At 60.6% G+C, this 24,603-nt stretch carries 29 protein-coding genes and 1 tRNA gene; 19 read left to right on the top strand and 11 right to left on the bottom strand.

What is annotated here, in order from left to right:
* Positions 1-14: 14 nt before the first annotated feature.
* A complete protein-coding gene (locus tag FDP25_RS02245; RefSeq protein WP_154148543.1) occupies positions 15-827 on the bottom strand; it encodes a Hint domain-containing protein in 813 nt (270 codons plus the stop codon).
* 149 nt (positions 828-976) lie between these two features.
* Here FDP25_RS02245 and FDP25_RS02240 point away from each other — a divergent pair, with 149 nt between their 5' ends.
* The 6 genes from FDP25_RS02240 (at position 977) to FDP25_RS02215 (ending at position 3,381) form a co-directional block, all read left to right on the top strand.
* A complete protein-coding gene (locus FDP25_RS02240; protein WP_154148542.1) occupies positions 977-1,297 on the top strand; it encodes an antibiotic biosynthesis monooxygenase family protein in 321 nt (106 codons plus the stop codon).
* Complete coding sequence (locus FDP25_RS02235; protein WP_154148541.1) at positions 1,272-1,574, top strand: DUF5665 domain-containing protein; 303 nt, start codon at positions 1,272-1,274, stop codon at positions 1,572-1,574. Before FDP25_RS02240 ends, FDP25_RS02235 begins: the two co-directional genes overlap by 26 nt.
* A 78-nt stretch (positions 1,575-1,652) precedes the next feature.
* On the top strand, positions 1,653-2,060 hold the full coding sequence (locus FDP25_RS02230; protein ID WP_154148540.1) for a universal stress protein: 408 nt from the start codon (positions 1,653-1,655) through the stop codon (positions 2,058-2,060).
* A 22-nt stretch (positions 2,061-2,082) separates the two neighbouring features.
* Complete coding sequence (locus tag FDP25_RS02225) at positions 2,083-2,676, top strand: rhodanese-like domain-containing protein (RefSeq protein WP_154148539.1); 594 nt, start codon at positions 2,083-2,085, stop codon at positions 2,674-2,676.
* Between the two features lie 66 nt (positions 2,677-2,742).
* Entirely contained in the window at positions 2,743-2,973 is a 231-nt protein-coding gene (locus tag FDP25_RS02220; RefSeq protein WP_154148538.1) for a TFIIB-type zinc ribbon-containing protein, read from the top strand.
* A gap of 201 nt (positions 2,974-3,174) precedes the next feature.
* Positions 3,175-3,381 carry a cold-shock protein gene (locus FDP25_RS02215; protein WP_154148537.1) on the top strand — a complete coding sequence of 69 codons (207 nt, stop codon included), beginning with the start codon at positions 3,175-3,177 and terminating at the stop codon, positions 3,379-3,381.
* A 59-nt stretch (positions 3,382-3,440) separates the two neighbouring features.
* Here FDP25_RS02215 and FDP25_RS17015 read toward each other — a convergent pair whose 3' ends face one another.
* Entirely contained in the window at positions 3,441-3,752 is a 312-nt protein-coding gene (locus FDP25_RS17015; protein ID WP_172982708.1) for a hypothetical protein, read from the bottom strand.
* An 81-nt stretch (positions 3,753-3,833) separates the two neighbouring features.
* Between FDP25_RS17015 and FDP25_RS02210 the strand changes: the two genes are divergently transcribed.
* Together FDP25_RS02210 and FDP25_RS02205 are read left to right on the top strand one after the other, a co-directional pair.
* Entirely contained in the window at positions 3,834-4,112 is a 279-nt protein-coding gene (locus FDP25_RS02210; RefSeq protein ID WP_172982728.1) for a hypothetical protein, read from the top strand.
* A gap of 14 nt (positions 4,113-4,126) precedes the next feature.
* Positions 4,127-4,576 (top strand): hypothetical protein, encoded by a 450-nt coding sequence (locus tag FDP25_RS02205; RefSeq protein WP_154148535.1) that lies wholly within the window; start codon positions 4,127-4,129, stop codon positions 4,574-4,576.
* 6 nt (positions 4,577-4,582) lie between these two features.
* Here the strand turns inward: FDP25_RS02205 and uvrB are convergent, their stop codons facing one another.
* Positions 4,583-6,781: an excinuclease ABC subunit UvrB gene (uvrB, locus tag FDP25_RS02200; protein ID WP_154148534.1), complete on the bottom strand. Its 2,199-nt coding sequence runs from the start codon at positions 6,779-6,781 to the stop codon at positions 4,583-4,585.
* Between the two features lie 78 nt (positions 6,782-6,859).
* Complete coding sequence (gene ribA / locus FDP25_RS02195; protein WP_154148533.1) at positions 6,860-7,951, bottom strand: GTP cyclohydrolase II; 1,092 nt, start codon at positions 7,949-7,951, stop codon at positions 6,860-6,862.
* A 164-nt stretch (positions 7,952-8,115) separates the two neighbouring features.
* Between ribA and FDP25_RS02190 the strand changes: the two genes are divergently transcribed.
* From FDP25_RS02190 to FDP25_RS02165, 6 genes are all read left to right on the top strand, one after another.
* The gene (locus FDP25_RS02190) at positions 8,116-8,802 is read left to right on the top strand and encodes a response regulator transcription factor (RefSeq protein ID WP_154148532.1); all 687 of its coding nucleotides are present in this window, start codon (positions 8,116-8,118) and stop codon (positions 8,800-8,802) included.
* Between the two features lie 217 nt (positions 8,803-9,019).
* The gene (locus FDP25_RS02185) at positions 9,020-9,808 is read left to right on the top strand and encodes an exodeoxyribonuclease III (RefSeq protein ID WP_154148531.1); all 789 of its coding nucleotides are present in this window, start codon (positions 9,020-9,022) and stop codon (positions 9,806-9,808) included.
* An 82-nt stretch (positions 9,809-9,890) separates the two neighbouring features.
* A complete protein-coding gene (trxA, locus tag FDP25_RS02180; RefSeq protein WP_154148530.1) occupies positions 9,891-10,802 on the top strand; it encodes a thioredoxin in 912 nt (303 codons plus the stop codon).
* A 26-nt stretch (positions 10,803-10,828) separates the two neighbouring features.
* Positions 10,829-11,479 carry an LON peptidase substrate-binding domain-containing protein gene (locus tag FDP25_RS02175; RefSeq protein ID WP_154148529.1) on the top strand — a complete coding sequence of 217 codons (651 nt, stop codon included), beginning with the start codon at positions 10,829-10,831 and terminating at the stop codon, positions 11,477-11,479.
* Positions 11,476-11,673, top strand: coding sequence for a Trm112 family protein (locus tag FDP25_RS02170; protein ID WP_154148528.1), 198 nt, complete (start codon positions 11,476-11,478; stop codon positions 11,671-11,673). The genes FDP25_RS02175 and FDP25_RS02170 overlap by 4 nt, the downstream gene beginning before the upstream one ends.
* 208 nt (positions 11,674-11,881) lie before the next feature.
* Positions 11,882-12,991: a sugar-transfer associated ATP-grasp domain-containing protein gene (locus FDP25_RS02165; protein WP_154148527.1), complete on the top strand. Its 1,110-nt coding sequence runs from the start codon at positions 11,882-11,884 to the stop codon at positions 12,989-12,991.
* A 54-nt stretch (positions 12,992-13,045) separates the two neighbouring features.
* Here the strand turns inward: FDP25_RS02165 and purB are convergent, their stop codons facing one another.
* Positions 13,046-14,353 (bottom strand): adenylosuccinate lyase, encoded by a 1,308-nt coding sequence (gene purB / locus FDP25_RS02160; RefSeq protein WP_154148526.1) that lies wholly within the window; start codon positions 14,351-14,353, stop codon positions 13,046-13,048.
* Between the two features lie 91 nt (positions 14,354-14,444).
* On the opposite strand from purB, the gene FDP25_RS02155 reads away from it, so the two are divergent.
* Both FDP25_RS02155 and FDP25_RS02150 read left to right on the top strand, forming a co-directional pair.
* On the top strand, positions 14,445-14,840 hold the full coding sequence (locus FDP25_RS02155; RefSeq protein ID WP_154148525.1) for a DUF6314 family protein: 396 nt from the start codon (positions 14,445-14,447) through the stop codon (positions 14,838-14,840).
* 84 nt (positions 14,841-14,924) lie between these two features.
* Complete coding sequence (locus FDP25_RS02150) at positions 14,925-15,683, top strand: heme-dependent oxidative N-demethylase family protein (RefSeq protein ID WP_343031936.1); 759 nt, start codon at positions 14,925-14,927, stop codon at positions 15,681-15,683.
* A gap of 22 nt (positions 15,684-15,705) precedes the next feature.
* Here the strand turns inward: FDP25_RS02150 and FDP25_RS02145 are convergent, their stop codons facing one another.
* The 5 genes from FDP25_RS02145 to FDP25_RS02125 all read right to left on the bottom strand — a co-directional run bounded on the left by FDP25_RS02145 (position 15,706) and on the right by FDP25_RS02125 (position 20,088).
* Positions 15,706-16,140, bottom strand: coding sequence for a glyoxalase superfamily protein (locus FDP25_RS02145; protein WP_154148523.1), 435 nt, complete (start codon positions 16,138-16,140; stop codon positions 15,706-15,708).
* A gap of 188 nt (positions 16,141-16,328) precedes the next feature.
* Positions 16,329-17,150, bottom strand: coding sequence for a lytic murein transglycosylase (locus FDP25_RS02140; protein ID WP_425500516.1), 822 nt, complete (start codon positions 17,148-17,150; stop codon positions 16,329-16,331).
* A 118-nt stretch (positions 17,151-17,268) separates the two neighbouring features.
* Complete coding sequence (locus tag FDP25_RS02135; RefSeq protein WP_154148521.1) at positions 17,269-18,099, bottom strand: hypothetical protein; 831 nt, start codon at positions 18,097-18,099, stop codon at positions 17,269-17,271.
* Positions 18,100-18,299: 200 nt separating this feature from the next.
* The gene (gene glnA, locus FDP25_RS02130) at positions 18,300-19,706 is read right to left on the bottom strand and encodes a type I glutamate--ammonia ligase (protein WP_154148520.1); all 1,407 of its coding nucleotides are present in this window, start codon (positions 19,704-19,706) and stop codon (positions 18,300-18,302) included.
* 43 nt (positions 19,707-19,749) lie between these two features.
* Positions 19,750-20,088, bottom strand: a complete 339-nt coding sequence (locus FDP25_RS02125) for a P-II family nitrogen regulator (RefSeq protein WP_154148519.1) — start codon at positions 20,086-20,088, stop codon at positions 19,750-19,752.
* A gap of 176 nt (positions 20,089-20,264) precedes the next feature.
* Between FDP25_RS02125 and FDP25_RS02120 the strand changes: the two genes are divergently transcribed.
* The gene (locus tag FDP25_RS02120) at positions 20,265-21,866 is read left to right on the top strand and encodes an NAD(P)H-hydrate dehydratase (RefSeq protein WP_154148518.1); all 1,602 of its coding nucleotides are present in this window, start codon (positions 20,265-20,267) and stop codon (positions 21,864-21,866) included.
* A gap of 58 nt (positions 21,867-21,924) precedes the next feature.
* On the opposite strand, the gene FDP25_RS02115 is transcribed toward FDP25_RS02120, so the two are convergent.
* A complete protein-coding gene (locus FDP25_RS02115) occupies positions 21,925-22,422 on the bottom strand; it encodes a Hint domain-containing protein (RefSeq protein ID WP_154148517.1) in 498 nt (165 codons plus the stop codon).
* Between the two features lie 152 nt (positions 22,423-22,574).
* On the opposite strand from FDP25_RS02115, the gene FDP25_RS02110 reads away from it, so the two are divergent.
* A tRNA-Leu gene (locus tag FDP25_RS02110) sits at positions 22,575-22,659 on the top strand.
* A gap of 557 nt (positions 22,660-23,216) precedes the next feature.
* A complete protein-coding gene (gene tig, locus FDP25_RS02105; protein WP_154148516.1) occupies positions 23,217-24,548 on the top strand; it encodes a trigger factor in 1,332 nt (443 codons plus the stop codon).
* The last annotated feature ends 55 nt before the right edge of the window (positions 24,549-24,603 follow it).

Raw genomic sequence — 24,603 nt, 5'->3', positions numbered from 1 at the left:
ACGTAAACCGGCGGTCAGCCGGTTTTGTGGTCCTCGGGTGCGGGATCGTCGCCCAGAAGAGGGGTGCCGGAGTTCGCGTGCTTGTGCACAAGGCGCTTCTGACGCTTGGTTTTCGGAACATTCAGGTGCCGCGCGGCCTTGGGCTTGTCTTGCCCGAAACCGGGGTAGAGACGGGTTATCGCCCTGCGCAGATGCGCTGGCACAAGGTCGAGGTTGCGGGCACATGGGGCGAGTGTTTCTGTGGGCACGCCCCGCGTCAAAACCGTGTCCTGCCTGTCCATCAAAAGCAGGTAATGGACCCGATCCTTGACCCGTGCAGCAGCGATGCCGGGCAGGGCGGTCAGAAGATGGGCGGGGACAAGTGCCCCCTCATGGCCGAACATACGGCGGGCGATGTCGGATGTGACGTGGATCTGTTGATCCCTGGGCAGGCGAATGCCCTTTTCAGGCAAGCCGGGGCCGAGGGCCTCGGCATTGATGCGGATGGCGCGGCGGGGGGCGTCAAGCTCAACGCGGAAGACATGGCGCAAGGGGCGGTAGGCGCCGCTGCCGGTGCGCAGCAGATCACCCGGTTTGAGGTTTTCCACGGGTTTGGGGCCGTCCAGTGTTTCGATCACTGCGCCCTTGGTCAGGCCGATGCGGGCATTGGCGTTGTCCTCGGGGGCTTTCGTTGGGGCATCCGGGGCATTCGCGGCGACGGCGGGCAGGGGCCTGCCGGTGGCCTTGGCAATGTTGAGCGCGGCCTGCCAGCCCTGCGTGATCTGCGGCAGGCCAAGCGGTTTTTCGGAAACCTGCGGCGTATAGTCGATCTTAGTTGTACATGCCATGGGGTGCCCTGTTCTGTCTTACCGTCGTTTTCAACGAGGGGTAGTGGGCAACTGGGGCGGATTTGTGATGAACTTCGGTGAATCCGGGGCAAATCCGGGGCATTGCACAGGGTCCTGAACCTGCTAGGCTGACATGCAGGAGGTGTGCCATGCTCAAGATTACGCCAGCCAATGATCGCCAGACGGTGATCACCACCTTCGAGATGACGCCGGGCACCTGTCAGGACCTGTTGGATGAACTGACGGCGGCTTATGAGGAGTTCATTTCGAAACAGCCCGGCTTTATCGCGGCGGGGTTGCATGTGAACGATGCGCAAACCCGGATTGCCAACTATTCGCAATGGGAAAAGCGCGAGGATTTCCAGGCCATGCTGCGCAGCGAGGAAATGCGCCGCCGCAACCGGCGGATCAACGAGTTGTGCAAGAGTTTCGAGCCGGTGATGTATGACGTCGCAGCCTGTTTCGACTGAGCCTGACGCGGCGGAGCTGCGTGAAGAAGTTGCCGGACTCCGGCGCGAGGTGGGGCGACTGAACAGGCATCGCTTTGTTCGGTTGCACAATTCCCTGCCCAAGCTTTTGTGGTTCAATTTCCTGCGCGGCGCGGCCTTTGGCCTTGGAACGGTGCTGGGCGCTTCGGTGCTGCTGTCGTTTCTGGTGTGGTCCATCAGCCAGATAGAGATGTTGCCGGTGATCGGGGAATGGGCTGCCGAGATTGCGCGCCAGATGGAAGCCGCCGCAGAACGATAGGCGGGACTGATATCGATCAAGGCCGTCGTGGCGCGCCAGTGTCACCATGGGCCATTGCAACACGAGAGGACTCCTGAGATGTACAAGAAAATTCTGGTGCCCGTTTCCTTTGACAATGACCGCGACGCGGCGGGTGCGCTTGAAGTGGCGGCACGACTTGCCGGGGACGAGGCAGAGATTGTCCTGATTCACGTGATGGAACAGGTTCCAAGCTATGCGATTTCCTATGTGCCGCAGGATTACCTTGTGGAAAGCCGTCAGGCGATAGAAGCCGAATTGCGTGAGATGGCGGGCAGCGTACCGAAGGGGAGTTCGGAGGTGGTGGATGGCCATTCGGGGCGCACCATTGTGGATTATGCCGAGAAGAACGGCGTGGATTGCATCGTGATGGCCAGCCACCGGCCCGGTATGGCCGATCTGCTCTTGGGCAGTACGGCGGCGCAGGTGGTGCGGCATGCCAATTGCGCGGTGCATGTGATCCGGTAACGAGCAACGAAAGGGAGGACCCATGACACGTATGATCGCGATGGCACTTGCGCTGATGGCCGGGGCGGCCACGGCGCAGGAGGCCGTGAACATCCGGCCCGACATGATGTCGGTCACGGTGGAAACCCCCGGCGGCCCGGTGGAGATCAGCCGCATTCAGGACAACGACAACAGGCTGGAAGGCGAATGGGCGCGGACCTCGCGCCCCTGTCCGAATTTCTGCATCCAGCCCATCGTGCCCGCGCCCGGCGTGACGCCGATTGGCGAGTTGGAGATGCTGGAATTCCTGCAAGACCCCGATGTGGTGGTGATCGACGGGCGCGTCCCGCGCGACTATGCGACCGGGGCCATTCCGGGCGCCATCAACATTCCTTACACCGAGGCGCCCGATCGTCTGGGCGAATTGGGGTGCGAGCCGGATTTCGAGGGGTTCATCTGTGACGGGGATGACGTCAAATCGGTCGCGCTTTATTGCAACGGGCCGTGGTGCGGGCAATCCCCGGCGGCGGCGCGGCGGATGATCGAGGCGGGATTCCCGGCCGAGAAAATCCATTATTACCGTGGCGGCATGACCGCATGGCGGATGCTGGGCCTGACGGTCTCGGACCCGTCTTGAGGGATTGAAATGCACAGGGGCGGCCCCATCTCATCTTGAGTTGGATGATAATGGAGGCCGACCCCGATGCATTGCCCTGTGGATGGCGAAGAACTTGTGATCACCGACCGCTCCGGTGTCGAGATCGACTATTGCCCGAAATGCCGGGGTGTCTGGCTGGACCGTGGCGAGCTGGACAAGATCATTGATCGTTCCTCGGGTGGCGAGGCATCCGCCCCACGGCGCGATACGCGCGGCGAGAAACGCAAGAAACGTGGCGGGATCGGCGATTTCCTTGAGGATATCTTCGATTTTTAAACGGTTCGCGTAATTCCGCTCTGCGTGAGGCGGGACACGAATTATCTTGCCTTGGTCCGGCGGATCGGTCAGAGAGGGCGGGCTAAGACCTTCTATTCGAACTTTCTGTTTTCCTTCACCGGCACGCAGTCACTCGATCCAGACGCGCTTTGCCGGGCCGCTGCATATTGCGAGCGGCACTTATGATAAGGAAAATGACAGATGGCCAATGGCACTGTAAAATGGTTCAACACCACCAAAGGATATGGCTTCATTGCACCGGAATCCGGTGGCAAGGACGTCTTTGTTCACATCTCCGCCGTTGAGCGTTCGGGCCTGACTGGCCTGGCCGACGACCAGAAAGTGACCTTCGACGTGGAAGCAGGCCGTGACGGCCGCGAAAGCGCAACGAACCTCGCCCTGGCCTAAGCGGCCTGACGCGATGTGAGATTAGGCGCGGCGCCCGAAAGGGGGCCGCGTTTTTTTGTTTAAAGTGAGTGGTTTAAGGGGGTGCCGAAATCTTGAAAAGATTTCGGTCCGATTTCTTTTGAAGAAATCGGGGGCGGTGCGGTGAGCCAGTGGAGCAGCGCGCGGTTGCAAAAAATGATATTTTGCTTTGTGTCTTGGCAAAGTGAAAGTCGTTGGAACATAACTCTTAATTGGCTGGTGCAGCGGATGAGTAATTGTTCTACTGGCTCAAGAAGTATGAAAATAGCCGCGCCCAAAGTGTTGTATCTTAGTTCAGTAAGTTTCAAATCAACTTTACTCGTTTGACACAGGCGAAAAATTGCCACAATCATTGGTAATTGTGTCAATAACTGCTGCAACGTGAAATGGCGGAATCTGAAATTTATCATCGGTGTATTTCGAAACATAACGATTTGGAATACGATAAGGTCGCAAACTCTATGGAAATATGGGGTTATGAAGCCAAAGTTTTCTATTCAGGGAAATGTGTGCAAGCTTATCCAGGTAGACAAGATCAGGAAAAGGCTTATGATTTCGGAACGAATTTGGAGCCAAGAAGAAAATTTGGATTTTTAAATGGAAAACCTGCGTTGCGAGAAGTGGCTTGGGTCGAAGGCATGGACGGAGTTTCAGAGCGTGATGGCGGCAAAGCTGTTTGTATCTGCATTCAGTGGCTTGGAAAGTTAGGATGAGGGACCACGCAAACTTGGATATCGAGCTGTTGAATCATGGCTGTGACAGCAGACTTGAGTTTTCACGGACATTTGGAGAGGTCTGTGATGGTATTTCAGATGTTGTGGGTTCTGAAGTGAGTGGTCACGTTTATCAGCGAGAAGGTCTGGGTGATTGGGTGGCGCTCTCGGCGGACATTGAAGATTATGGTGAATTATTCTTTGCTGGTCCTGTCCATAAGCATGAAGCCGGATGCTCCATTTGGTATTCACGCAAAGATGGACTTAATCATAGGACAGTAGCGACACTTGTTATGGCGTTAACCCACTTAAATGGTGATTTTTTGGATCCTGATACAGGGATACTAATAGAAGCCAGCAAAAAAAGATTGGCAAGTTTCATTGGCGACGGAAATATCACGCATACCGATCAGACCTTTGTGTCGAAGACAAGTTTCTCAGCTATTAGAATCCAAGAAAACTAGTAGCTTTCATTTTTTCAGCCGTTTCACATTCCCACCCCGTTGCCCGGGCCGTCCGGCCGTTGAGCGGCCGCGCGACTTCGTCGCTTCCTCGGAGGCTTTTTCGACCGCTTGTTGACGGGCCAGCGGGTCGTCGGCGACGGCGAGATCGACGGCTTCGAGCCGTTTGATCTCATCGCGCAGCCTTGCGGCCTCCTCGAACTCCAAGTTCTCGGCGGCTTTGCGCATGTCGGTGCGTAGCCCGTCCAAATGCGCCTGTAGGTTGGCGCCGGCCATGGGTTTGTCGACGGTCGCGGTGACGCGGTTCATGTCGACGTCGCCTTGGTAGAGGCCTGCGAGGATATCCTCGACGTTTTTCTTGATGGTGGCGGGGGTGATTCCGTGTTCCTCGTTATAGGCGATCTGTTTTGTCCGCCTACGTTCGGTCTCATCCATCGCGCGCTGCATGGAGCCGGTGATGCGGTCGGCGTACATGATGACGCGGCCTTCGGCATTCCGCGCGGCGCGGCCGATGGTTTGGATGAGGGAGGTTTCCGAGCGCAGGAAGCCCTCTTTATCCGCGTCCAGAATGGCGACCAGCCCGCATTCGGGGATGTCCAGCCCCTCGCGCAGCAGGTTGATCCCCACCAGCACGTCGAAGGCCCCCAGCCGTAGGTCGCGCAGGATTTCGATGCGTTCGATGGTGTCGATATCGGAGTGCATGTAGCGCACGCGAATGCCCTGTTCATGCAGGTATTCGGTGAGGTCTTCGGCCATGCGTTTGGTGAGCGTGGTGCAGAGCACGCGGTAGCCGTCTTCGGTGACGCGGCGCACCTCGTCCAGCAGGTCGTCGACCTGGGTGTCGACGGGGCGGATTTCGACCTGCGGATCCAGAAGGCCGGTGGGGCGGATCACCTGTTCGGTGAAGACGCCGCCGGATTGTTCCAGCTCCCACGCCGCCGGGGTGGCGGAGACGAAGACGGATTGCGGGCGCATGGCATCCCATTCCTCGAACTTCAGGGGGCGGTTGTCCATGCAGGACGGCAGGCGGAAGCCGTGTTCGGCGAGGGTGAACTTGCGGCGGTAGTCGCCTTTGTACATGCCGCCGATCTGCGGGACGGAGACGTGGGATTCATCGGCGAAAACGATGGCGTTGTCGGGGATGAATTCGAAAAGGGTGGGGGGCGGTTCGCCCGGCGCGCGGCCGGTGAGGTAGCGCGAGTAATTCTCGATCCCGTTGCAGACGCCTGTGGCTTCCAGCATTTCAATGTCGAAATTGGTGCGTTGTTCGAGGCGTTGGGCCTCAAGCAGCTTGCCTTCGCCCACCAGTTGATCCAGCCGGGTGCGGAGTTCCTTTTTGATCTGGATCACCGCCTGCTGCATGGTCGGTTTCGGCGTCACGTAGTGGGAGTTGGCATAGACGCGGATGCGGTCCATGGAGGCGCATTTTTCGCCGGTCAGCGGGTCGAATTCGGTAATGGATTCAAGTTCTTCGCCAAAGAAGCTGAGCTTCCAGGCGCGGTCTTCGAGGTGGGCGGGGAAAATTTCAAGGCTGTCGCCGCGCACCCGGAAGGAGCCGCGTTGGAAGGCCTGGTCATTACGGCGGTATTGTTGCGCCACCAGATCGGCCATGACCTTGCGTTGGTCATAGTCATTGCCGACGATCAGGTCTTGGGTCATGGCGCCATAGGTTTCCACGGACCCGATGCCGTAGATGCAGGAGACCGAGGCCACGATGATCACATCGTCGCGTTCCAGAAGCGCGCGGGTGGCGGAGTGGCGCATCCGGTCGATCTGTTCGTTGATCTGGGATTCCTTCTCGATATAGGTGTCCGAGCGGGGCACATAAGCCTCGGGCTGGTAGTAGTCGTAGTAGCTGACGAAGTATTCGACGGCGTTATGGGGAAAAAACCCCTTGAATTCCCCGTAGAGTTGCGCCGCCAGTGTCTTGTTGGGGGCAAGGATGATGGCGGGGCGTTGGGTTTCCTCGATCACCTTGGCCATGGTGTAGGTCTTGCCGGTGCCGGTGGCACCCAGAAGCACCTGATCGTGTTCGCCGCCCAGAACGCCCGAGGATAGCTCGGCGATTGCCGTGGGCTGATCGCCGGCGGGGTCAAAATCGCTGACCATTTCAAAGCGTTTGCCGCCTTCGAGTTTCTCGCGGGTTTTCACATCCGGCGCGGGGGCGTGCATCAGCGCCTCGGAACTGTCGGAATGGGCGTATGGCATGGGTGACTCCTGTGATCCCCACAGATTTGATCCGTTTTTGTTCCGGTTCAAGAGGGGATGCGTTGCGGGTGCGTGCCCTTAGAGCATATGGCCGGATTTCGCGGCCTTGGTGGCAAGATAGGCGCGGTTATGGGCGTTCTCGCCCACCTTGAGGGGGACGCGTTCGGTGACGGCGACGCCGCAGTGTTCCATCATGGCGATTTTGCCGGGGTTGTTGGTCAGCAGGCGCACCGAGGCAAAGCCCATGCGCTTGAGGATCTCCGCGCCGATGCGGAAATCGCGTTCGTCATCCTCGAACCCCAGCCGATGGTTGGCCTCGACCGTATCGAACCCTTGGTCCTGCAGGGAATAGGCGCGCATCTTGTTGGCAAGGCCGATGCCGCGCCCTTCCTGGTTGAGGTAGAGCAGGACACCCGCGCCTTCGGCCCCCATTTGCGCGAGGGCCCCGCGCAGTTGCGGGCCGCAATCGCATTTCAGGCTGCCCAAAAGGTCGCCGGTGAAACAGGCCGAGTGCAGGCGCGCCAGAACCGGGGCGTCGCGGCGGGGCTGGCCGATTTCCACGGCGTAATGTTCTTCGCCGCCATCCTCGGGGCGGAAGATATGCAACCGGCCCGCCTCGGACACTTCAAGCGGCAGGCGGGCGTTGACGACCGGGTGCAGGGGGCTCATTTCCTGCATATGCGGGGCGGCGGCGCCCGCGTCGATCAGTGACAGGTGATTGGCTTCGGCCATGGCGGGGCCATCGGCGAGGTCCAGCACGAGGACGGCGGGCAGAAGGCGTGCGGTTTTCACGAGGGTAAGGGCGAGGCGGTGCAACTCGGCATTGCCATCGCGGGCGGTGGCAAGCGGGCCTTTCATCGGTGTCTTGAGGTCGTCGGCGGGGTCGGCCACCGAAAGCACCCACGACAGGCTGGCATCGGGGGGCAGGATGACACGGGCCAGATCGCCATCATAGGCGCGTGCCTTGAGCGTTTCGGCGCGTCGCGCGCTAATGGCAAGGACAGGGGCCGCGCCAAGCGCCAGAACATCGGCAAGGCGCTGTGCGTCCAGTGTTTCGGCGGCCAGAACGAGGGCCGCGCCCTTGGGGCCGTTCAGCACCACTGGTACGCCCATGCGCAGGTCGGCACGGGCGCGGGCAAGCGTTTCGATGAGATCAGGTGCGAGGCTCATGGGCGACTCCTGCGGTTCGGGGCGCTTCACATGTAGCGACTATCGTAACGGATTGAAATATTTGCTCGCAAGGCAACACGTGGCCGTGATGCGTTTGTAGTAAGACTTGCCGTTGGCGTGATCCGGGCGCACATCTGAGCAAACAAGGCAAAGGAGTGACCGGGATGGGACAGCTCAAGAAAATTCTGCTTGTCGATGATGACGAGGACCTGCGCGAGGCGCTGAGCGAACAGCTTGTGATGACCGAGGAGTTCGACGTTTTCGAAGCTGGTAACGGATCGGAGGCCATGGCGAGGGCCCGGGACGGGATTTACGATCTGGTCATACTTGACGTGGGTCTGCCCGATACCGATGGCCGGGAGCTGTGCCGGTTGATGCGCAAGCAGGGGGTGAAGGCCCCGATCATGATGTTGACGGGCCATGATGGCGATGCCGATACGATCCTCGGGCTGGACGCGGGCGCCAACGATTATGTCAGCAAACCCTTCAAGTTTCCCGTGCTTCTGGCCCGGATCCGTGCGCAGTTGCGTCAGCACGAACAAAGCGAAGACGCGGTGTTTCAGCTTGGGCCGTATACGTTCAAGCCCGCGATGAAGATGCTGGTGGATGAGGAAGATCGCAAAGTCCGCCTGACCGAGAAGGAAACCAATATCCTGAAGTTCCTCTATCGGTCGCCCGATGGCGTGGTGGCGCGCGATGTACTGTTGCACGAGGTTTGGGGATATAATGCGGGGGTCACGACCCACACGCTTGAGACCCATATTTACCGCCTGCGCCAGAAAATCGAGCCCGACCCCTCGAATGCGCGTCTATTGGTGACCGAATCTGGTGGGTATCGACTCTTGTCATAGTTGAATTTAATCTCTATTTGAGATACATCAATGTAGACGGTCGCATACTGTGGCAGTTGATACAGCATACCCGTTGCATGTGCGGGTCATCACATGCACCTCCCTGTTGGACTGACCCCGGCTTGCCCGGGGTCTTTTTTTGTCTCGTGGGTGGGTGTCATGGGCGCGCGGGCGCGGTATAGGTCAGGTGAACACCCCTCGGACAGGAGCCATCCACATGCCCTTTACCCTTGCTACTTGGAACATCAACTCGGTCCGCCTTCGCGAGGACCTGGTGGCGAAGCTTCTGCGCGAGGAGGGGCCGGATATCCTGTGCTTGCAGGAATGCAAAAGCCCGGTCGAGAAAATCCCGCGTGAACAGTTCGCCGCGCTTGGCTACCCGCACATGGTGGCGCGGGGGCAGAAGGGATACAACGGCGTTGCGATCCTGTCGCGCCAGCCGATCGAGGACGCGGGCGAGATGGATTTCGCCGGTTTGGGCCACGCGCGGCATGTGGCCGGGCGGCTGGAAAACGGGGTGGTGATCCATAACTTTTACGTGCCAGCGGGGGGCGACAAGCCCGACCGCGCGGTGAACGAGAAATTCGGCCAGAAACTGGATTACCTGACGGATATGCGCGACTGGTTCCGCGACAACCGCCCGGAAAAGGGGATTCTGGTGGGCGATCTGAACATCGCGCCGCTGGACGAGGATGTCTGGGACCACAAGAAGATGCTCAAGGTGGTCAGCCATACGCCGGTGGAGGTGGAGCATCTGGGAAATGCGCAGGAGGCGGGCGCGTGGGTGGATGTCACCCGCCGGGATATTCCCGAAGGCAAGCTTTACAGCTGGTGGAGCTATCGGGCGCGCGATTGGGACGCTGCCGACAAGGGGCGGCGGCTGGATCATATCTGGGCCACGCCGGATATCTCGAACGCCGCGCATGGGAGCCGCATCCTGCGCGCCGCGCGCGGGTGGGAAAAGCCCAGCGACCATGCCCCGGTGTTCGCAACCTTTGACCTGTGAGCTTGCGGGCGCCCCCTTGCATCATGGGGCCGCCTGCGCCATTTAAACGCTAACACTCATTCATAACCCCGGAGAGCGTAGCATGCTTGAACTCGGCGGCACGACCCCCCCCGCAACCGACCTGATCAAGGACGTCTCGGAGGCCGATTTCATGGCCGAGGTCGTCGAGGCCAGCCAGCAAGTGCCGGTGATCGTGGACTTCTGGGCGCCGTGGTGCGGGCCGTGCAAGACGCTCGGGCCGGCGCTTGAGGCGGCGGTGACCAAGGCCAAGGGCGCGGTGAAGATGGCCAAGGTCAATGTCGATGAGAACCAGATGATCGCCGGGCAGTTGCGGGTGCAGTCGATCCCGACGGTTTATGCCTTTTGGCAGGGGCAGCCGGTGGACGGTTTCCAGGGGGCTGTTCCGCCTTCGGAAATCGACGCTTTCGTAGAGCGCGTCGTGCAGGCTGCGGGCGGGGATTCCAGCGGTGGGCTGGACGATGCTTTGGCCGCCGCAGAAGAGATGCTGGAGCAGGGCGCGGCCACTGACGCGGCCCAGACCTTTGCCGCGGTCCTGCAAGAAGATGAAGCGAATGCAGGGGCATACGGCGGTTTGGTGCGTGCCCATATCGCCATGGACGATCTGGATCAGGCCGAGGCCATTTTGAACGGCGCACCTGCGGAGATTTCCGACGCGCCCGAGTTGGAGGCTGCCCATGCGCAGTTGGAACTGGCGCGGCAAGCGGCGGATGCGGGGCCGGTGGCCGAGTTGAAGGCTTCGGTCGAGGCCGATCCGGACAATCATCAGGCGCGCTTCGATCTGGCGCAGGCGCTTTATGCCGGGGGCCAGACCCAAGAGGCGGTGGATGAGTTGCTGGAACTGTTCCGCCGGGATCGGGAATGGAACGAAGCCGCTGCAAAACAACAGCTTTTCACCATTTTCGAGGCCTTGAAGCCCAATGATCCGATTGTCTTGAACGGGCGGCGGAAACTCAGCTCGATGATATTTGCCTGACCGCTGTGACGGGCTAGGTTCCACATATGTTCAATCAGGCCGATCTGCCCGACGTCATCCCGGTGTTTCCCTTGCCCGGTGCATTGTTGCTGCCGCGATCGCGGTTGCCTCTGCATCTGTTCGAGCCGCGATACCTAACGATGCTGGAAGATGCGTTGAAAACCCCGGAGCGGTTGATCGGGATGGTGCAACCCAATGCCGCCCCGGATGGTCGGACGGGGGGGACAGGCCTGCATTCAATTGGCTGTGTGGGGCGTGTCACGCAGTTCTCGGAAACCGAGGACGGGCGGTATATGATCACCTTGACCGGTCTATCGAGATACAGAATTATTGAAGAAACAGAAGGGTTTACGCCCTATCGGCGGGTCAGAGTCTCGTGGGAGGGATTCGAGCGTGATCTTGGCCCCGTGGATGAAGACCCCGGCTTTGACCGCGATCGATTCTTCAAGCTGTTGGAGCGATACTTCGCGGCGCGCGAGTTACAGACCGATTGGGAGAGCCTTGAGGGCGCGGATGACGAGCTGTTGATCAATTCGTTGTCGATGCTTTTGGGATTCGAGCCGGAGGACAAGCAGGCGCTTCTGGAGGCGCCATCGCTGAGCACACGGCGCGAAACCCTTGTAACGCTTATAGAATTTGCCCTACGGGGCGGCAGTGACGAGGAGGTCATGCAATGACCGAACGCCCGAAAACAGTCCCGTTTGATCGTCGGATGCTGGAGGCTTTGATCTGCCCGCTGACGCAAACCACATTGGAATACGACGCAGAGCAACAGGAACTGGTGAGCCGCAAGGCAGGCTTGGCCTTTCCGATCCGCGACGGGATTCCGGTGATGTTGGTGGACGAAGCGCGGCGGTTGGACGAGGGATAAAAACGTACGAGTCGTACGTTTTGTACGCGAGTTTCGTACGAAATCGGTAGGTCCTGTTTGCAGCGGCAAGTGGGTACCTGAATTGCGTGCGCCGCGGACATCACGAGCAGCCTTTGTCACAATTCAACCCAACTCTTTCCCAATTTTATTACAAGTATGCGTGTAGGGCAAAAGAGAGCGACAAAAAAATAGCGATACGAGGCAACAAATGACTGCGCAGGCAAAAGACATTGGTTTGATCAAAACCAAGCAGGAGGTTGAGCTGGCACCAGCGCTTGTGAAGGCAGCGCGTGCAAGCAATAGGAATCCGATCTCGATCATGTTGGACTATCGCAAATTTAAGCGCGGGCGGGGCAAGCTGCGGTTTTACGAATACATGCTTTACGAGCTTTATGACAAAAGCCGCTGGAGCGAAGATGAGCGCAGCCGGTTTATCTCAGCACATATCCACTGGCCGATCTCCAATGCCTGCAATGACACATCTTGGTGGGCGGTGACGGAAGACAAATGGTTGTCCACAAGTTTTTTGCGTCAGCATGGATTGCCGGTTCCGGCCACCGCCGCCGTTTTTGACCGTGGGCCGCGCAGTTTTCCCGATGCGCCAAAGCTGGAAACAGCGGCGGACCTGAAGTCTTTCTTGACTGGCAGAGTTGCTTTTCCGCTGTTCGCCAAGCCGGTTGTCGGCATGTGGAGCGCCGGTGCATTCCGGATCAATGGCTGCACTGATACCCATGTGCTGATTGAAGGGCAGGAGCCGGTTACGTTCGCGGATCTGGCTGACAAGATGTTTGGTGATCGGAGTTACCTGATTCAGGAATGCCTGAAGCCGCATCGTTTTTTCGAGGGTCTCACGGATTCAATTGGAACCGTGCGTTCGCTCAACTTGATTGGCAAGGATGGGCTGAATGTTCCGTTTGCGGCGCTGAAATTGCCAATGCAAAGCAATGTAGCCGACAATTTCTGGCGTCCGGGCAATCTATTGTGCCAATTGGATCCCGAAACGGGAACGGTTTTGACCATTGTCGATTCAAAAGATGGTGCCCGTGTCGCCTACGACAGCCTTCCTGGGGCGGCGCGAAAACTGATTGGTGAGCAACTGCCAATGTGGTCGGAATTGCGTGAGCTCAATGAAAAGGTTGCGCATCTGCATGCGGCGAACCGATACGGGTCTACAGATATTGCTCTGACCGAGGATGGCCCTGTTGTGGTTGAAGTTAATACGGGCTGCGCCTTTGAAATCATGCAGATGGCCACGGGCAAGGGGCTTTTGAGCGACGAGATGCTGGCATTCTTCCGCGAGTGCGGTGCGAAGATTTAAGACGAGATAAAAAAGGCCGGGTCAAATGCCCAGCCTTTTCGTTTGATCGCATGTTCAGCTTTCGCCGAAGACCCGTTGGAAGATCGTGTCGACGTGCTTGGTGTGATAGCCCATGTCGAATTTCTCTTCGATCTGCTCTTTGCCCAAGGCGGCCACGACATCGGCGTCGGCCAGAAGTTCCTCTTTGAAGTCGGTCCGCTCTTCCCAGACCTTGAGCGCGTTGCGCTGCACCATGGCGTAGGCGTCTTCGCGGCTGACGCCCGCCTGGGTCAGGGCCAGAAGCACGCGTTGCGACATGACGAGGCCGGGGAACTTGTTCATGTTTTCCAGCATGTTTTCGGGGAAGATCAGCATCTTGTCGATCACGCCGGTCAGGCGGGCCAGCGCGAAATCAAGCGTGACGGTGGCATCCGGGCCGATCATCCGTTCGACCGAGGAATGCGAGATGTCCCGCTCGTGCCAGAGGGCCACATCCTCCATCGCTGGCACCACGGCAGAGCGCACGAGGCGGGCAAGGCCGGTGAGGTTTTCGGTCAGGACCGGGTTTTTCTTGTGCGGCATGGCCGAGGAGCCCTTTTGCCCCATCGAGAAGAACTCGGCGCCCTCCAGAACCTCGGTGCGCTGCATGTGGCGCACCTCGATGGCGATGTTTTCGATCGAGGAGGCGACAACGCCCATGGCCGCGAAGAAGGCGGCATGGCGGTCGCGCGGGATGACTTGTGTGCTGATCGGCTCGGGCTGAAGGCCCAGCTTTTTGCAGACGTGTTCTTCGACGCGGGGGTCGATATTGGCGAAGGTGCCCACGGCACCGGAGATGGCGCCGGTGGCGATTTCCTCGCGCGCGGTTTTCATGCGGGCGAGGTTGCGGTCCATCTCGGCATAAAAGCGCGCGAAGGTCAGGCCCATGGTGGTGGGCTCGGCGTGGATGCCGTGGCTGCGTCCGACGCGCAGGGTCATCTTGTGTTCGAGCGCGCGGCGCTTGAGCGCGGCGAGCAGGCCCTCGATGTCGGCGATCAGGATGTCGGCGGCGCGCACCAGCTGCACGTTGAGGCAGGTATCCAGAACGTCCGAAGAGGTCATGCCCTGATGGACGAAACGGGCCTCTTCGCTGCCCACGTGTTCGGCGAGGTGGGTGAGGAAGGCGATGACGTCATGCTTGGTGACGGCCTCGATCTCGTCGATGCGGGCGACGTCGAATTCCACGTCATTGGCTTTCCAGACAGCCTCGGCGTTCTCTTTGGGGATCACGCCCAGATCGGCCATGGCGTCGCAGGCGTGGGCCTCGATCTCGTACCAGATGCGGAATTTGCTTTCGGGTGACCAGATGGCAACCATGTCGGGGCGGGAATAGCGGGGAATCATGTGACGAGCCTTTGTCTGTCCTGTAACGGTTGCCGGGGGTTTAGACGCTGGGCCGCGTAGCGGCAAGGCCGGGGCCGGGGAGTGAGACGCAATGACCATGCAATTGGCGGATTTCGAGGGAGAATGGCGGCTGGAGCGCCGGATCGTGCAGGCCGATGGCGTGGAGGCGCGATTGCAGGGCGTGGCCGTGTTCCGGGCGGTGCCCGAGGGGTTGGCCTATGAGGAGATCGGGACGTTGCGGGTGCCGGGCCAGCCGGAGATGGAGGCGCGGCGGGCCTATTTGTGGGGGCCGGACCTGTCGGTCTGGTTCGACGATGGGCGGTTTTTTCACCGGGTCCCGGCGGAGGGGGGAGAAACCGGGCATTGGTGTGACCCGGATCAGTATGACGGGCGCTATGAGTTCGAGGAGTGGCCGGTGTGGCGGGTGACATGGGATGTGCGGGGGCCGCGCAAGGATTACCGGATGGAGAGTGAATATCGGCGGTGAGGATTGGGGGCTTTGCCCCCGACGTTGAAAATGGGATTTTCAACGCCTCCCCCAGGATATTTGTGAAAAGAAGAAGGATTGGCTGTGCGAGAGATTTTACAGCGGGCGGTGCCCTATGACGTGACGGCGCGGCGGTTGCCGGGGATTGCGCCTTTGGAGGTGGAGGATTGGATTTGGGTCGATGACGCCTTTGGCGCGCAGATGGCGGAGCGGGCGCGGTTGCTGGCCGAGCGGCGCGACGAGGTTCTGGCGGTGACCCCCGAGGGCGAGGGCGCGGCGCAGGAATTGCTGGAGGTCGTTCTGGCGTGGCTCAAGGCGCATGCACCGGGGTATCGGCTGGGCGCTTCGGAGGTGGAGCGGCCCGATGGGGTGGTCGTGCCGGTGGAACGGGACGACCCGATGGGCACGCTGGGGCATCTGGTGCAGGAGGATCTGTGCCTGATGGAAAAGAGCGGCGATGAGCACAACCTGACGGCGGCGGTTTTGTGTTTTCCGGCCAGTTGGCGGCTGTCGGAGAAGATCGGGCGGCCCCTGACGGATATTCATGTGCCGGTGCCGGAGTATGATGAGGGGATCGCGAAGCGGGTGCAGCGCTTGTTCGACGGGGTGCAGGTGGGGCGGCCTTTGTGGCGGTTCAACGCCCTGCGCTATGCCGAGCCGGACTTGTTCCAGCCGCGGGCGCGCCGGGAGCCGCTTGAAACGCAAGCGCGGGGGTTGCCGTACTTGCGATCAGAACGGCAGTGCGTCTTGCGCTTGCCGGAGACGCGGGCCTGCGTGTTCTCGATCCATACATTCGTTGTCAGGGATGTGGAGAATGGCCCCGAGGCAACCCCGGCGCCCTGACAATCAAGGCGCCGGGTGATTTTCAGGCCGCGAAGAGCGTGAGGTGCGGGGTGCCGTCCGAGGTTTTCTCGGTCGTGGTCCCTTGGCCGTTCACGGTGCAGCGGACCTGACTGCGCAGGTTCGAAAAATGCTGCGAGGTCACCACATCGACGGGGGTGTCGAAGTGCAGGGTCAGTCGCCAGAAGCCGCCGATCCCTTCGCTGACCGATTTGATCCGGCCCGTGAAGGGCTGGTTGAGGTAGCGGCCGCGCACGGCCTGTCCGATTTGCCAGCGTGGCGGGTTGTCCCAGCGGGCCGCGGCGCTGGCGGTGTTCCAGTCGCGGTGGCCGTGCTGGCGGGCCACGGTTTCAAGGGCCGCCGAATGCGACAGCGGCGTGCCGGCCTCTTGCATGGCTGCGCGCAGGCGGCGTGCCTGTTGTTTCATCGTCGAAACGGCGGGAGTGGTCGTTTGTGTCATGGGTCTCGTTTCCCTTGGTCACATGGGGTGTGACGGGGTCCGCATTGCCGCCGCTCGTGACCATCGGGTCAGAGAGGAAGGTGTTTCAGCAGGGCTTCACCATGGCCAAGGGCCTGCGGACGGCGGGGGCCTGCGCCCGGAGTGAGCAGATAGGGGCCGGGGGCCGACCTGTCAAGGGAGAGGCGCCGTCAGCCTTCGATCCGGGCGGCCATGATGGCGATGGCCTTTTGATAGACGCCAGCGGCGTTCCATTGCTTGATGACGCGGAAATTGGGCTGTCCTTCCTGGAAGCCCGCGCCGGGGCGCCAGCCCTTCTGGCGCAGGAAATTGGCGGTAGAGGCCAGCGCGTCGGCCTGGTTGTAGAAATCCACGCGCCCGTCGCCGTTGATGTCGACCCCGTATTTCAGGGCATTGCCGGGAAGAAACTGGGTATGGCCCAGTTCGCCGTGCCTGGCGCCCTTGGTGGTGGCGGTGATCGCGCCACGATCCACCAGTTTCAGGGCGCCGATGGCGTGCGGGATGAAGAAATCCGAGCGGCGGCAATCATAGGCCAGCGTGGTGATCGCCGAGACGACCGAGCTGTCGCCCATGAAGCGGCCAAAGCCGGTTTCCATGCCGTGAATGGCGATGATCACGCCCGCGGGTACGCCATAGCGTTGTTCCAGCGCGTCATAGAAGGCGCGGTCCCGGGCAAGGCGTTTTCGTCCTTGCGCGACGATGGTGGCCGAGCCACGGATTTGCATGAACTTTTGCAGGGAGTAGTTGAAGCTTTTCTGGTTGCGGTCGGCGGCGATGGTGCGGGTGGCATAGCGGGCGCTGGCCAGCGCCTGAAGGCCGCGCTGACCGACGCCGGCGCGCTGTGCCTCGGCGGCGAAGGCGGCTTTCCATTGGCCGAAACCGCCGCCGTTATTGCCGCAGGGCGCGGCGGAGGCGGAACCGGACACCCCGAGCAGGGCCGTGGCGAAAAGAGACAGGGCCGCAACCGGGCCGGACCATTTGAAACGCATCATACACTCCTGCGGGCTGACAGTTGTCATGTGATCCTAGCCCTTGGGCGCAGTGTCGCAAAGGCAATTCTAGATACCGACCGCCGCGGAACGGCGGCCGGAGCAGGATGGGCCGCCGCGATCAGGAGAGAAAGCTTTGCATGGTTTGCATGGCCTGCGCGGTAGTGCCCATGGCCTGGAACGACAGGAAGGTTCCCGTCAGGGCCGCTGCCTGTGTCGCCAACCTTGGGTTTTCGCCCTTGAGGAAGTTCACCAGAAGCAGCGCGATACCGACCGGGGTTGCAAGAAAGAGCACGGCATAGGCCATGAACCACGCCGCGAGGCGTTGTGGTGTGCTGAGCGGGGGCTCGACCTCGGGGCCGTTGAGGGCGGTATGCGTGAGTTCGGGATTGGCATCGACCGCAAGCAGGAAACTGCGAAGGTGGGCCAGCTCCGGGGTGTCGGAGTCGGCGTCCTGTGCTTGGGGGGCCGTATCCGACGGTGTCCCCGCGGGACCACGCACGCCCTGCGGCTCGATCGGGCCGGGGAGGTCGGCCGTCATCATGAGGAAATCGGTGGATGCAAGCAGACGGCTGTGGCCGGTCCAGCGCACGTAATCCGCCGACAGATGGCGGTGCAGATCCCGTAGCGCGTGGGTCAGCACCATGTCATTCGTCAGCCCCCGGCCATCGGGAACCGGCACCATGTCATCTTCGGCGATGGCCAGTGACAGCAGGCGAGGCACCTGTTGCGAGAATTCGTCAACGCAGGCGTCTTGTTCGACCGTGACGCGCAGGGTGTGGCAGCAACTGACCACGACTGCGCTTTCTTGGGTCAGCACCTGACAACTGGTTATCGTGTGCCCCATCTGTTCGAGGGTCGCACGAATACTGTTGGCTGTATCGGCGATGTCGATGTCTCTCGTACCGAGAAATACTAATCCTGCTGTAACCCATGTTCGTTCATTGATCATGCTCTTGCCTGTTTGCAGGGTATCAGGAGCCTTCTTGATGCAACGAGAAGTGGAAAATGGTTTGTTTCAAATATGATTACATTTGGGCAATCTTCCGGATTTGCCTTTATTGTTGCCACATGTCGGACAACGTGCGGAGCGCCACACGAAGAAGGGCGCCCCGCGGGGCGCCCTTTCCGGTTTCACTGTCCAACGCTGTTTTAGCAGCTGTAGTACATGCCGAACTCGACGGGGTGCGGCGTGTGTTCGTAGGTTTCGATCTCTTCCATCTTGAGGTCGATGTAGCCTTCGATCTGGTCCTTGGTGAAGACGTCACCGGCCAGCAGGAAGTCGTGGTCGGCGGCCAGTGCCTCCATGGCTTCGCGGAGCGAGCCGCAGACGGTCGGGATGCCTTCCAGTTCCTCGGCGGGCAGATCGTAGAGGTTCTTGTCCATTGCCTCGCCCGGGTCGATCTTGTTCTTGATGCCGTCAAGACCGGCCATCAGGAGGGCGGCAAAGCACAGGTAGGGGTTTGCCGAGGGATCGGGGAAGCGGGCCTCGACGCGCTTGGCTTTGGGCGACTCGGTCCAGGGAATACGGACGCAGCCCGAACGGTTACGTGCCGAGTAGGCGCGCAGGACGGGGGCCTCGAAGCCCGGGATCAGGCGCTTGTAGCTGTTGGTCGAGGGGTTGGTGAAGGCATTGAGCGTTTTCGCGTGCTTGAGGACGCCGCCGATGAAATAGAGCGCTTCCTGGCTCAGGTCGGCGTATTTGTCGCCCGCAAACAGCGGCTTGCCGTCTTTCCAGATCGACATGTTGACGTGCATCCCGGTGCCGTTGTCGCCATAGATCGGCTTGGGCATGAAGGTGGCCGATTTGCCATAGGCGGCGGCCACGTTGTGGATGACGTATTTGTATTTCTGAAGTTCGTCGGCCTGTTTGGTCAGGGTGTCGAAGATCAGGCCCAGCTCGTGCTGGCACGAGGCCACTTCGTGGTGGTGCTTGTCGACCTTCATGCCGAGGCGCTTCATGGTCGAGAGCATTTCCGAGCGGATATCTTGGGCATCGTCGATCGGGTTGACGGGGAAGTAGCCGCCTTTGACGCCCGGACGGTGGCCCATGTTGCCCATCTCGTATTCGGTGTCGGAGTTCCACGAGGCGTCCATGGCATCGACTTCGTAGGAGACCTTGTTGATAGTGTTCGAGAAGCGCACGTCGTCGAACAGGAAGAATTCCGCTTCGGGGCCCATGAAGGCCGTGTCGCCAATGCCCGAGGATTTCAGGTAGGCTTCGGCTTTTTCGGCGGTGCCGCGCGGGTCGCGGTTGTAGGGTTCGCCGGTGTCGGGCTCGACGATCGAGCAGTGCACGCAGAGGGTTTTCTCGGCGTAGAAGGGATCGATATAGCCGCTTTCGGTGTCGGGCATGAGTTTCATGTCCGAGGCTTCGATGCTTTTCCAGCCGGCAATCGAGGAGCCGTCGAACATGAAGCCTTCTTCGAGGAAGTCTTCGTCGACCTCATCGGCGATGATGGTCACGTGTTGCAGCTTGCCGCGGGTGTCGGTGAAGCGGATGTCGACGTATTCGACGTCTTCGTCCTTGATGGTCTTGAGCAGGTCCTGTGCGCTCATGTCAGTATCCCTTCGTTTGCTTGGGTCGTATCTGAGGAATGGGTTAGAGGGCGTCCGAACCGGTTTCGCCGGTACGGATGCGGATGGCTTGTTCCACCGGGCTGACGAAAATCTTGCCGTCGCCGATCTTGTCGGTCTTGGCGGCGTCGATGATCGCCTCGATGGCCTGATCGACCTGATCGTCGTCGATCACCACGTCGATTTTTACCTTGGGCAGGAAATCGACGACGTATTCGGCGCCACGGTAGAGTTCGGTATGGCCTTTCTGACGACCGAAGCCCTTGACCTCGATCACCGAAAGACCCTGAATCCCGGCGTCTTGCAGGGCTTCTTTGACTTCGTCCAGTTTGAACGGCTTGATGATCGCTTCGATCTTTTTCATCGGGCTGGCCTCCTCGCCACTCTGGTGTTGGCCTGTTTCAGAGCACTTCTCAGGGGGTGGCTCAATCGGATAGGGTTCGATGGCGGGGTTTGCCGGGCAGGTCGGATTAGTGCTGCCTAAAAAATAGGCAATATGCCCGCCAATCGAGCGGAAATGAATCGCGAAAGGTGCAAAAAATGACCGAATTGCTGACCGCGGCCCAGATGCGGGCGGTTGAACAGGCCGCGATTGAGTCGGGGCAGGTGACCGGGCTGGAGCTGATGGAACGCGCCGGGCGCGGCGTGGTCGAGGCGGTGTTCGAGGAGTGGCCCGAGCTGGCCCGCGCGCCGCATCGGGCGGTCGTTCTGTGCGGGCCGGGCAACAATGGCGGCGACGGGTTCGTGGTGGCGCGGCTGTTGAAAGAGTGGGGCTGGGAGGTGGAGGTGTTCCTCTATGGAGATCCTTCGAAATTGCCGCCGGATGCCAGGGCGAATTACGAGCGGTGGGGGAAACTCGGGGCGGTTTCGCCCCTCTCAGCAGCTCCAAAATTCGCACATGAAGCCGATTTGTATGTCGACGCTCTTTTTGGAACTGGTTTGCGACGCGCGCTTGAAGGCGAATTGTTCGACTGGGCAGCTGACCGCACCGCTGATTTTGATGTAGCCGCCAAGACGGTTGCGGTGGATGTCCCCTCTGGGCTTTGCTCGGATAGTGGGCGAGAACTGGCAGGCAGTACCGAAACGGTTCTGGCCGGGTTAACGGTCAGTTTCCATGCATTCAAGTTGGGACATCATCTTAAATGGGGGCCATTCAAGTGCGGCAAAACCGTCGTTAAGGACATTGGCCTAGAGGGCAGCCCCCGGCCGCGGGTGGGGGTGAATCCCCCGCCTGGGGGGGCGGCCGGGGGCTGCCCGGCGGTGCCGCCGGGCGAATTCGTCAGATTGGTTGAGCGGCCAACTTCGTTAACGCCCAAGCATACGTATGGCCACAAATACACCCACGGTCATGCCCTGATCCTGTCGGGCGGTGCGGGGCGTACCGGCGCGGCGCGATTGGCGGCGCGGGGGGCGCTCAGGATCGGGGCGGGGCTGGTGACGCTCGGTGTGCCGGGGGCGGCGCAGATGGAGGTGGCCTGTCAGATCACCGCGTTGATGTTGCGGCGGGTGGAGGATGGCGAGGCGCTGGCCTGCGTATTGCAGGACGAGCGGATCAATGCGCTGTGCCTGGGGCCGGGCTTGGGGCTTGAGCGGGCGCGGGAGCTGGTGCCGGTGGCGGTGCGTGCCGGGCATGCCCCCTGCATTGTGCTCGATGCGGATGCGCTGACTGCATTTCAGGATGAACCACAGACGTTGTTTGCACTGCTACATGACAAATGCGTTCTGACGCCCCATGCGGGGGAATTCGCGCGCCTCTTCCCGGATATTGCCGAAAAGCTGGAGGCGGTGCCCACCAAGGGGCCGGCCTATTCCAAGGTGGACGCCACGCGCGAGGCGGCGAAACGGGCGGGCTGCACCGTGCTGTTCAAGGGGCCGGATACTGTGATTGCCGCACCGGATGGGCGGTGCAGCATCAATTCGGCCCAATACGAACGGGCCGCGCCGTGGCTGGCGACCGCCGGGGCGGGGGATGTTCTGGCCGGGTTCATCGCTGGCCTTTTGGCGCGTGGCGTTGCGCCGATGCAGGCGGCGGAAAGTGCCGCGTGGCTGCATGTGGCCTGCGCGCGGAGCTTCGGGCCGGGGGTGATTGGCGAGGATTTGCCCGAAGAATTGCCCAAGGTTTTCAGAGACTTGGGGGGATGAGGTGAAAAGCCCCGCAAGGCGTAGACCTGCGGGGCGTCCTGTCCGTTCCGGGGCCAGATCAGGCGGCGGCGTCGAGGGTGGCCTGTGAGGCGTCACTGGCGACTTCGAGGCCGTCGACATACAGGATATGCGGCTCATCGAAGGAAAGGTCATGGACCGTGAGCGTCTGGCGCCCCGCGTCGGTGATGTATTCGCCGTCAATCAACTGGCCGGCGGGCACCATGGCCTGCCGTGCGTTAAACAGCGCCCTGGCGCGCCAGTCCCGAACGAGGATCGGTTGGCCCGCGGGCAGTGTGACGTCGCATTCGGGCCGGGTGTGACCCAAGGAACCTGCTTTGATTTCAACGGTTTGGCAGGTGACCTCGCGGCGGGTGAACCCGCGCAGAACGGTCATCCCGGCATCGCGGGTGATGATGCAATCGCCTTCTTTCAGGTCCGCGACGCGTTTTTCCCCGTCACGCGTGAGAATGATGGAATTGGCCATCAGGCCATAGGAGAATGCGGGAGTGGTTGCGCCACTTGCGCTGCTGTCCCGCCCGACCGTTTTCGGTTTCATGGCGTGTCTCGCTGATTGTCTGCCTCAATTTGTCCACCACTTTATGGCAAGAATGCGCCCGTGTCGCGCTTTTTTTATGCGGCATTCTCTTGATTCAAAGGCGCATTTTCCTCTCGCATCCGGTTTGTGGCTTTTGTATAGAGGCGCCCAGTGCGGGTGTGGCGGAATTGGTAGACGCACCAGATTTAGGTTCTGGCGCCGCAAGGCGTGGGGGTTCAAGTCCCTCCACCCGCACCAACAGCGTTTCGAAGAAACGCTGAGCAACCGTCCCAAACAGTGACAAGCGGCAGGCGTTTCGCAAGGAATATCGAGAGTGGGGGCGGGTTTGTTAATCCCCCACCCGAATCCCCCTCAACCCCTTGGTTAACAACGAAAACCCCTGTCTGTACTGCGGCGGTATCACGTCGGTATGACGTCGGTATTTTTTCCCGACACCCCCGGAATTAACAGGGCGCGCGGTGGGTTTCGTACGTTTTGTACGGGCGTTTCGTACGTTTGCTTTCTGTACGAAGCCCCGGCGTGATTGGATGCGGTTTCGGGGGGCCAATCGGTGGCGGGGATCGTGTTGTTGTTATTCCTTGGTTTGGGTGCTTGGCTGTAAAGTCGCGCGCCAGTTACTGGGATAAAGTGCCATAGCTCATAGGTTGGGTCGCCGCGCCGCGGCCCGCCGATGGCGCGGCTTTGTGCTGTGCCCCAAGACTCTGCTTGCGCCCCTGCCGTGTGATCCCTAGAAGGACCCCTGATTTTGACCGCCGCGGACGCCTCCGCGGCCCGATGCATATGAGAGGACGACAATGCAGGTCACCGAGACCCTGAACGAAGGGCTGAAACGCGGATATAAAATGCTTCTGACCGCGCAGGAGCTTGACGACAAGGTGATGGCCAAGCTGAAAGAAGCGCAGCCTGACATCGAAATGAAGGGCTTCCGCAAGGGCAAGGTGCCGCTGCCGCTTTTGAAAAAGCAGTTCGGCCCCCGTGTTCTGGGCGAGGCCATGCAGGAAGCCGTGGATGGCGCCATGTCGGCCCATTTCGAGGAAAAGGGCGAACGCCCGGCGGCGGAACCGGCCGTGAAGATGACCAATGAGAATTGGCAAGAGGGCGACGATGTCGAGGTCGAGATGACCTATGAAGCGCTGCCCGAGATCCCCGAGGTGGACCTCAAGTCGCTGAAGCTGGAAAAACTGGTCGTGAAAGCCGATGATGCGGCTGTCGACGAGGCGCTTGGCAACCTGGCCGAGAGCGCGCAGGACTTCAAGGACCGCAAGAAAGGCACCAAGTCGAAAGACGGCGATCAGGTCGTGATCGACTTTGTCGGCAAGGTCGACGGCGAAGCCTTTGAAGGTGGGTCCGCCGAGGATTACCCCCTCACGCTGGGCTCCAACAGCTTCATCCCCGGGTTCGAGGAGCAGCTTGTCGGTGTGAAGGTCGGCGAGGAAAAAGAGGTCAAGGTGACCTTCCCCGAGGAATACGGGGCCGAGCATCTGGCCGGGAAAGACGCAGTGTTCGAATGCACCGTCAAGGAAGTGAAAGAGCCCGTCGCCGCCGAGGTCAACGACGAGCTGGCCACCAAGTATGGCGCCGAAAGCCTTGACGACCTGAAGGGTCAGATCCGCGAGCGTCTGGAATCCGAGTATGCCGGTGCCGCCCGTGCGGTGATGAAGCGCGGCATGCTGGACGAGCTGGACAAGATGGTGTCGTTCGACCTGCCGCCGAGCATGGTGGAGGCCGAGGCCAAGCAGATTGCCCACCAGATGTGGCACGATGAAAACCCCGACGTGGAAGGCCACGATCACCCCGAGATCGAGCCGACCGAGGAGCACAACACGCTGGCCGAGCGCCGCGTGCGCCTGGGCCTGTTGCTGGCCGAGCTTGGTCAGAAGGCCGAGGTCGAGGTGACCGATGCGGAAATGACCCAGGCGGTCATGGAGCAGGCGCGCCAGTACCCCGGTCAGGAACGTCAGTTCTTCGAGTTCGTGCAGAACAACCCGCAGATGCGTCAGCAGCTGCGCGCGCCGATCTTCGAGGACAAGGTTATCGACTATGTCGCCGAGCTGGCCGAGGTGAGCGAGAAAGAGGTCTCGAAGGACGACCTTGAGAAAGCCATCGAGGCGTTGGACGACGAATGAGCGTCCGGACGCTTGAGAGATAAGGAAAGGGCCGCCCCGGAGGCGGCCCTTTTGT

It is taken from the genome of Roseovarius bejariae (assembly GCF_009669325.1).
GTDB classification, from domain to species: Bacteria; Pseudomonadota; Alphaproteobacteria; order Rhodobacterales; family Rhodobacteraceae; genus Roseovarius; species Roseovarius bejariae.
This window is presented reverse-complemented; position numbering and strand designations above follow the sequence as displayed.

What these genes read in the sequence shown, in the direction of transcription:
- FDP25_RS02145 (WP_154148523.1), bottom strand. Translation starts at nt 16,140, where the DNA reads ATGACACAAACGACCACTCCCGCCGTTTCGACGATGAAACAACAGGCA.
- FDP25_RS02170 (WP_154148528.1), top strand. Translation starts at nt 11,476, where the DNA reads ATGACCGAACGCCCGAAAACAGTCCCGTTTGATCGTCGGATGCTGGAG.
- purB (WP_154148526.1), bottom strand. Translation starts at nt 14,353, where the DNA reads ATGATTCCCCGCTATTCCCGCCCCGACATGGTTGCCATCTGGTCACCC.
- trxA (WP_154148530.1), top strand. Translation starts at nt 9,891, where the DNA reads ATGCTTGAACTCGGCGGCACGACCCCCCCCGCAACCGACCTGATCAAG.
- FDP25_RS02155 (WP_154148525.1), top strand. Translation starts at nt 14,445, where the DNA reads ATGACCATGCAATTGGCGGATTTCGAGGGAGAATGGCGGCTGGAGCGC.
- ribA (WP_154148533.1), bottom strand. Translation starts at nt 7,951, where the DNA reads ATGAGCCTCGCACCTGATCTCATCGAAACGCTTGCCCGCGCCCGTGCC.
- FDP25_RS02165 (WP_154148527.1), top strand. Translation starts at nt 11,882, where the DNA reads ATGACTGCGCAGGCAAAAGACATTGGTTTGATCAAAACCAAGCAGGAG.
- tig (WP_154148516.1), top strand. Translation starts at nt 23,217, where the DNA reads ATGCAGGTCACCGAGACCCTGAACGAAGGGCTGAAACGCGGATATAAA.
- FDP25_RS02115 (WP_154148517.1), bottom strand. Translation starts at nt 22,422, where the DNA reads ATGAAACCGAAAACGGTCGGGCGGGACAGCAGCGCAAGTGGCGCAACC.
- FDP25_RS02175 (WP_154148529.1), top strand. Translation starts at nt 10,829, where the DNA reads ATGTTCAATCAGGCCGATCTGCCCGACGTCATCCCGGTGTTTCCCTTG.
- FDP25_RS02190 (WP_154148532.1), top strand. Translation starts at nt 8,116, where the DNA reads ATGGGACAGCTCAAGAAAATTCTGCTTGTCGATGATGACGAGGACCTG.
- FDP25_RS17015 (WP_172982708.1), bottom strand. Translation starts at nt 3,752, where the DNA reads ATGATTGTGGCAATTTTTCGCCTGTGTCAAACGAGTAAAGTTGATTTG.
- FDP25_RS02245 (WP_154148543.1), bottom strand. Translation starts at nt 827, where the DNA reads ATGGCATGTACAACTAAGATCGACTATACGCCGCAGGTTTCCGAAAAA.
- FDP25_RS02235 (WP_154148541.1), top strand. Translation starts at nt 1,272, where the DNA reads ATGACGTCGCAGCCTGTTTCGACTGAGCCTGACGCGGCGGAGCTGCGT.
- FDP25_RS02220 (WP_154148538.1), top strand. Translation starts at nt 2,743, where the DNA reads ATGCATTGCCCTGTGGATGGCGAAGAACTTGTGATCACCGACCGCTCC.
- FDP25_RS02120 (WP_154148518.1), top strand. Translation starts at nt 20,265, where the DNA reads ATGACCGAATTGCTGACCGCGGCCCAGATGCGGGCGGTTGAACAGGCC.
- uvrB (WP_154148534.1), bottom strand. Translation starts at nt 6,781, where the DNA reads ATGCCATACGCCCATTCCGACAGTTCCGAGGCGCTGATGCACGCCCCC.
- FDP25_RS02135 (WP_154148521.1), bottom strand. Translation starts at nt 18,099, where the DNA reads ATGATCAATGAACGAACATGGGTTACAGCAGGATTAGTATTTCTCGGT.
- FDP25_RS02215 (WP_154148537.1), top strand. Translation starts at nt 3,175, where the DNA reads ATGGCCAATGGCACTGTAAAATGGTTCAACACCACCAAAGGATATGGC.
- FDP25_RS02230 (WP_154148540.1), top strand. Translation starts at nt 1,653, where the DNA reads ATGTACAAGAAAATTCTGGTGCCCGTTTCCTTTGACAATGACCGCGAC.
- glnA (WP_154148520.1), bottom strand. Translation starts at nt 19,706, where the DNA reads ATGAGCGCACAGGACCTGCTCAAGACCATCAAGGACGAAGACGTCGAA.
- FDP25_RS02185 (WP_154148531.1), top strand. Translation starts at nt 9,020, where the DNA reads ATGCCCTTTACCCTTGCTACTTGGAACATCAACTCGGTCCGCCTTCGC.
- FDP25_RS02225 (WP_154148539.1), top strand. Translation starts at nt 2,083, where the DNA reads ATGACACGTATGATCGCGATGGCACTTGCGCTGATGGCCGGGGCGGCC.
- FDP25_RS02125 (WP_154148519.1), bottom strand. Translation starts at nt 20,088, where the DNA reads ATGAAAAAGATCGAAGCGATCATCAAGCCGTTCAAACTGGACGAAGTC.
- FDP25_RS02140 (WP_425500516.1), bottom strand. Translation starts at nt 17,150, where the DNA reads ATGATGCGTTTCAAATGGTCCGGCCCGGTTGCGGCCCTGTCTCTTTTC.
- FDP25_RS02240 (WP_154148542.1), top strand. Translation starts at nt 977, where the DNA reads ATGCTCAAGATTACGCCAGCCAATGATCGCCAGACGGTGATCACCACC.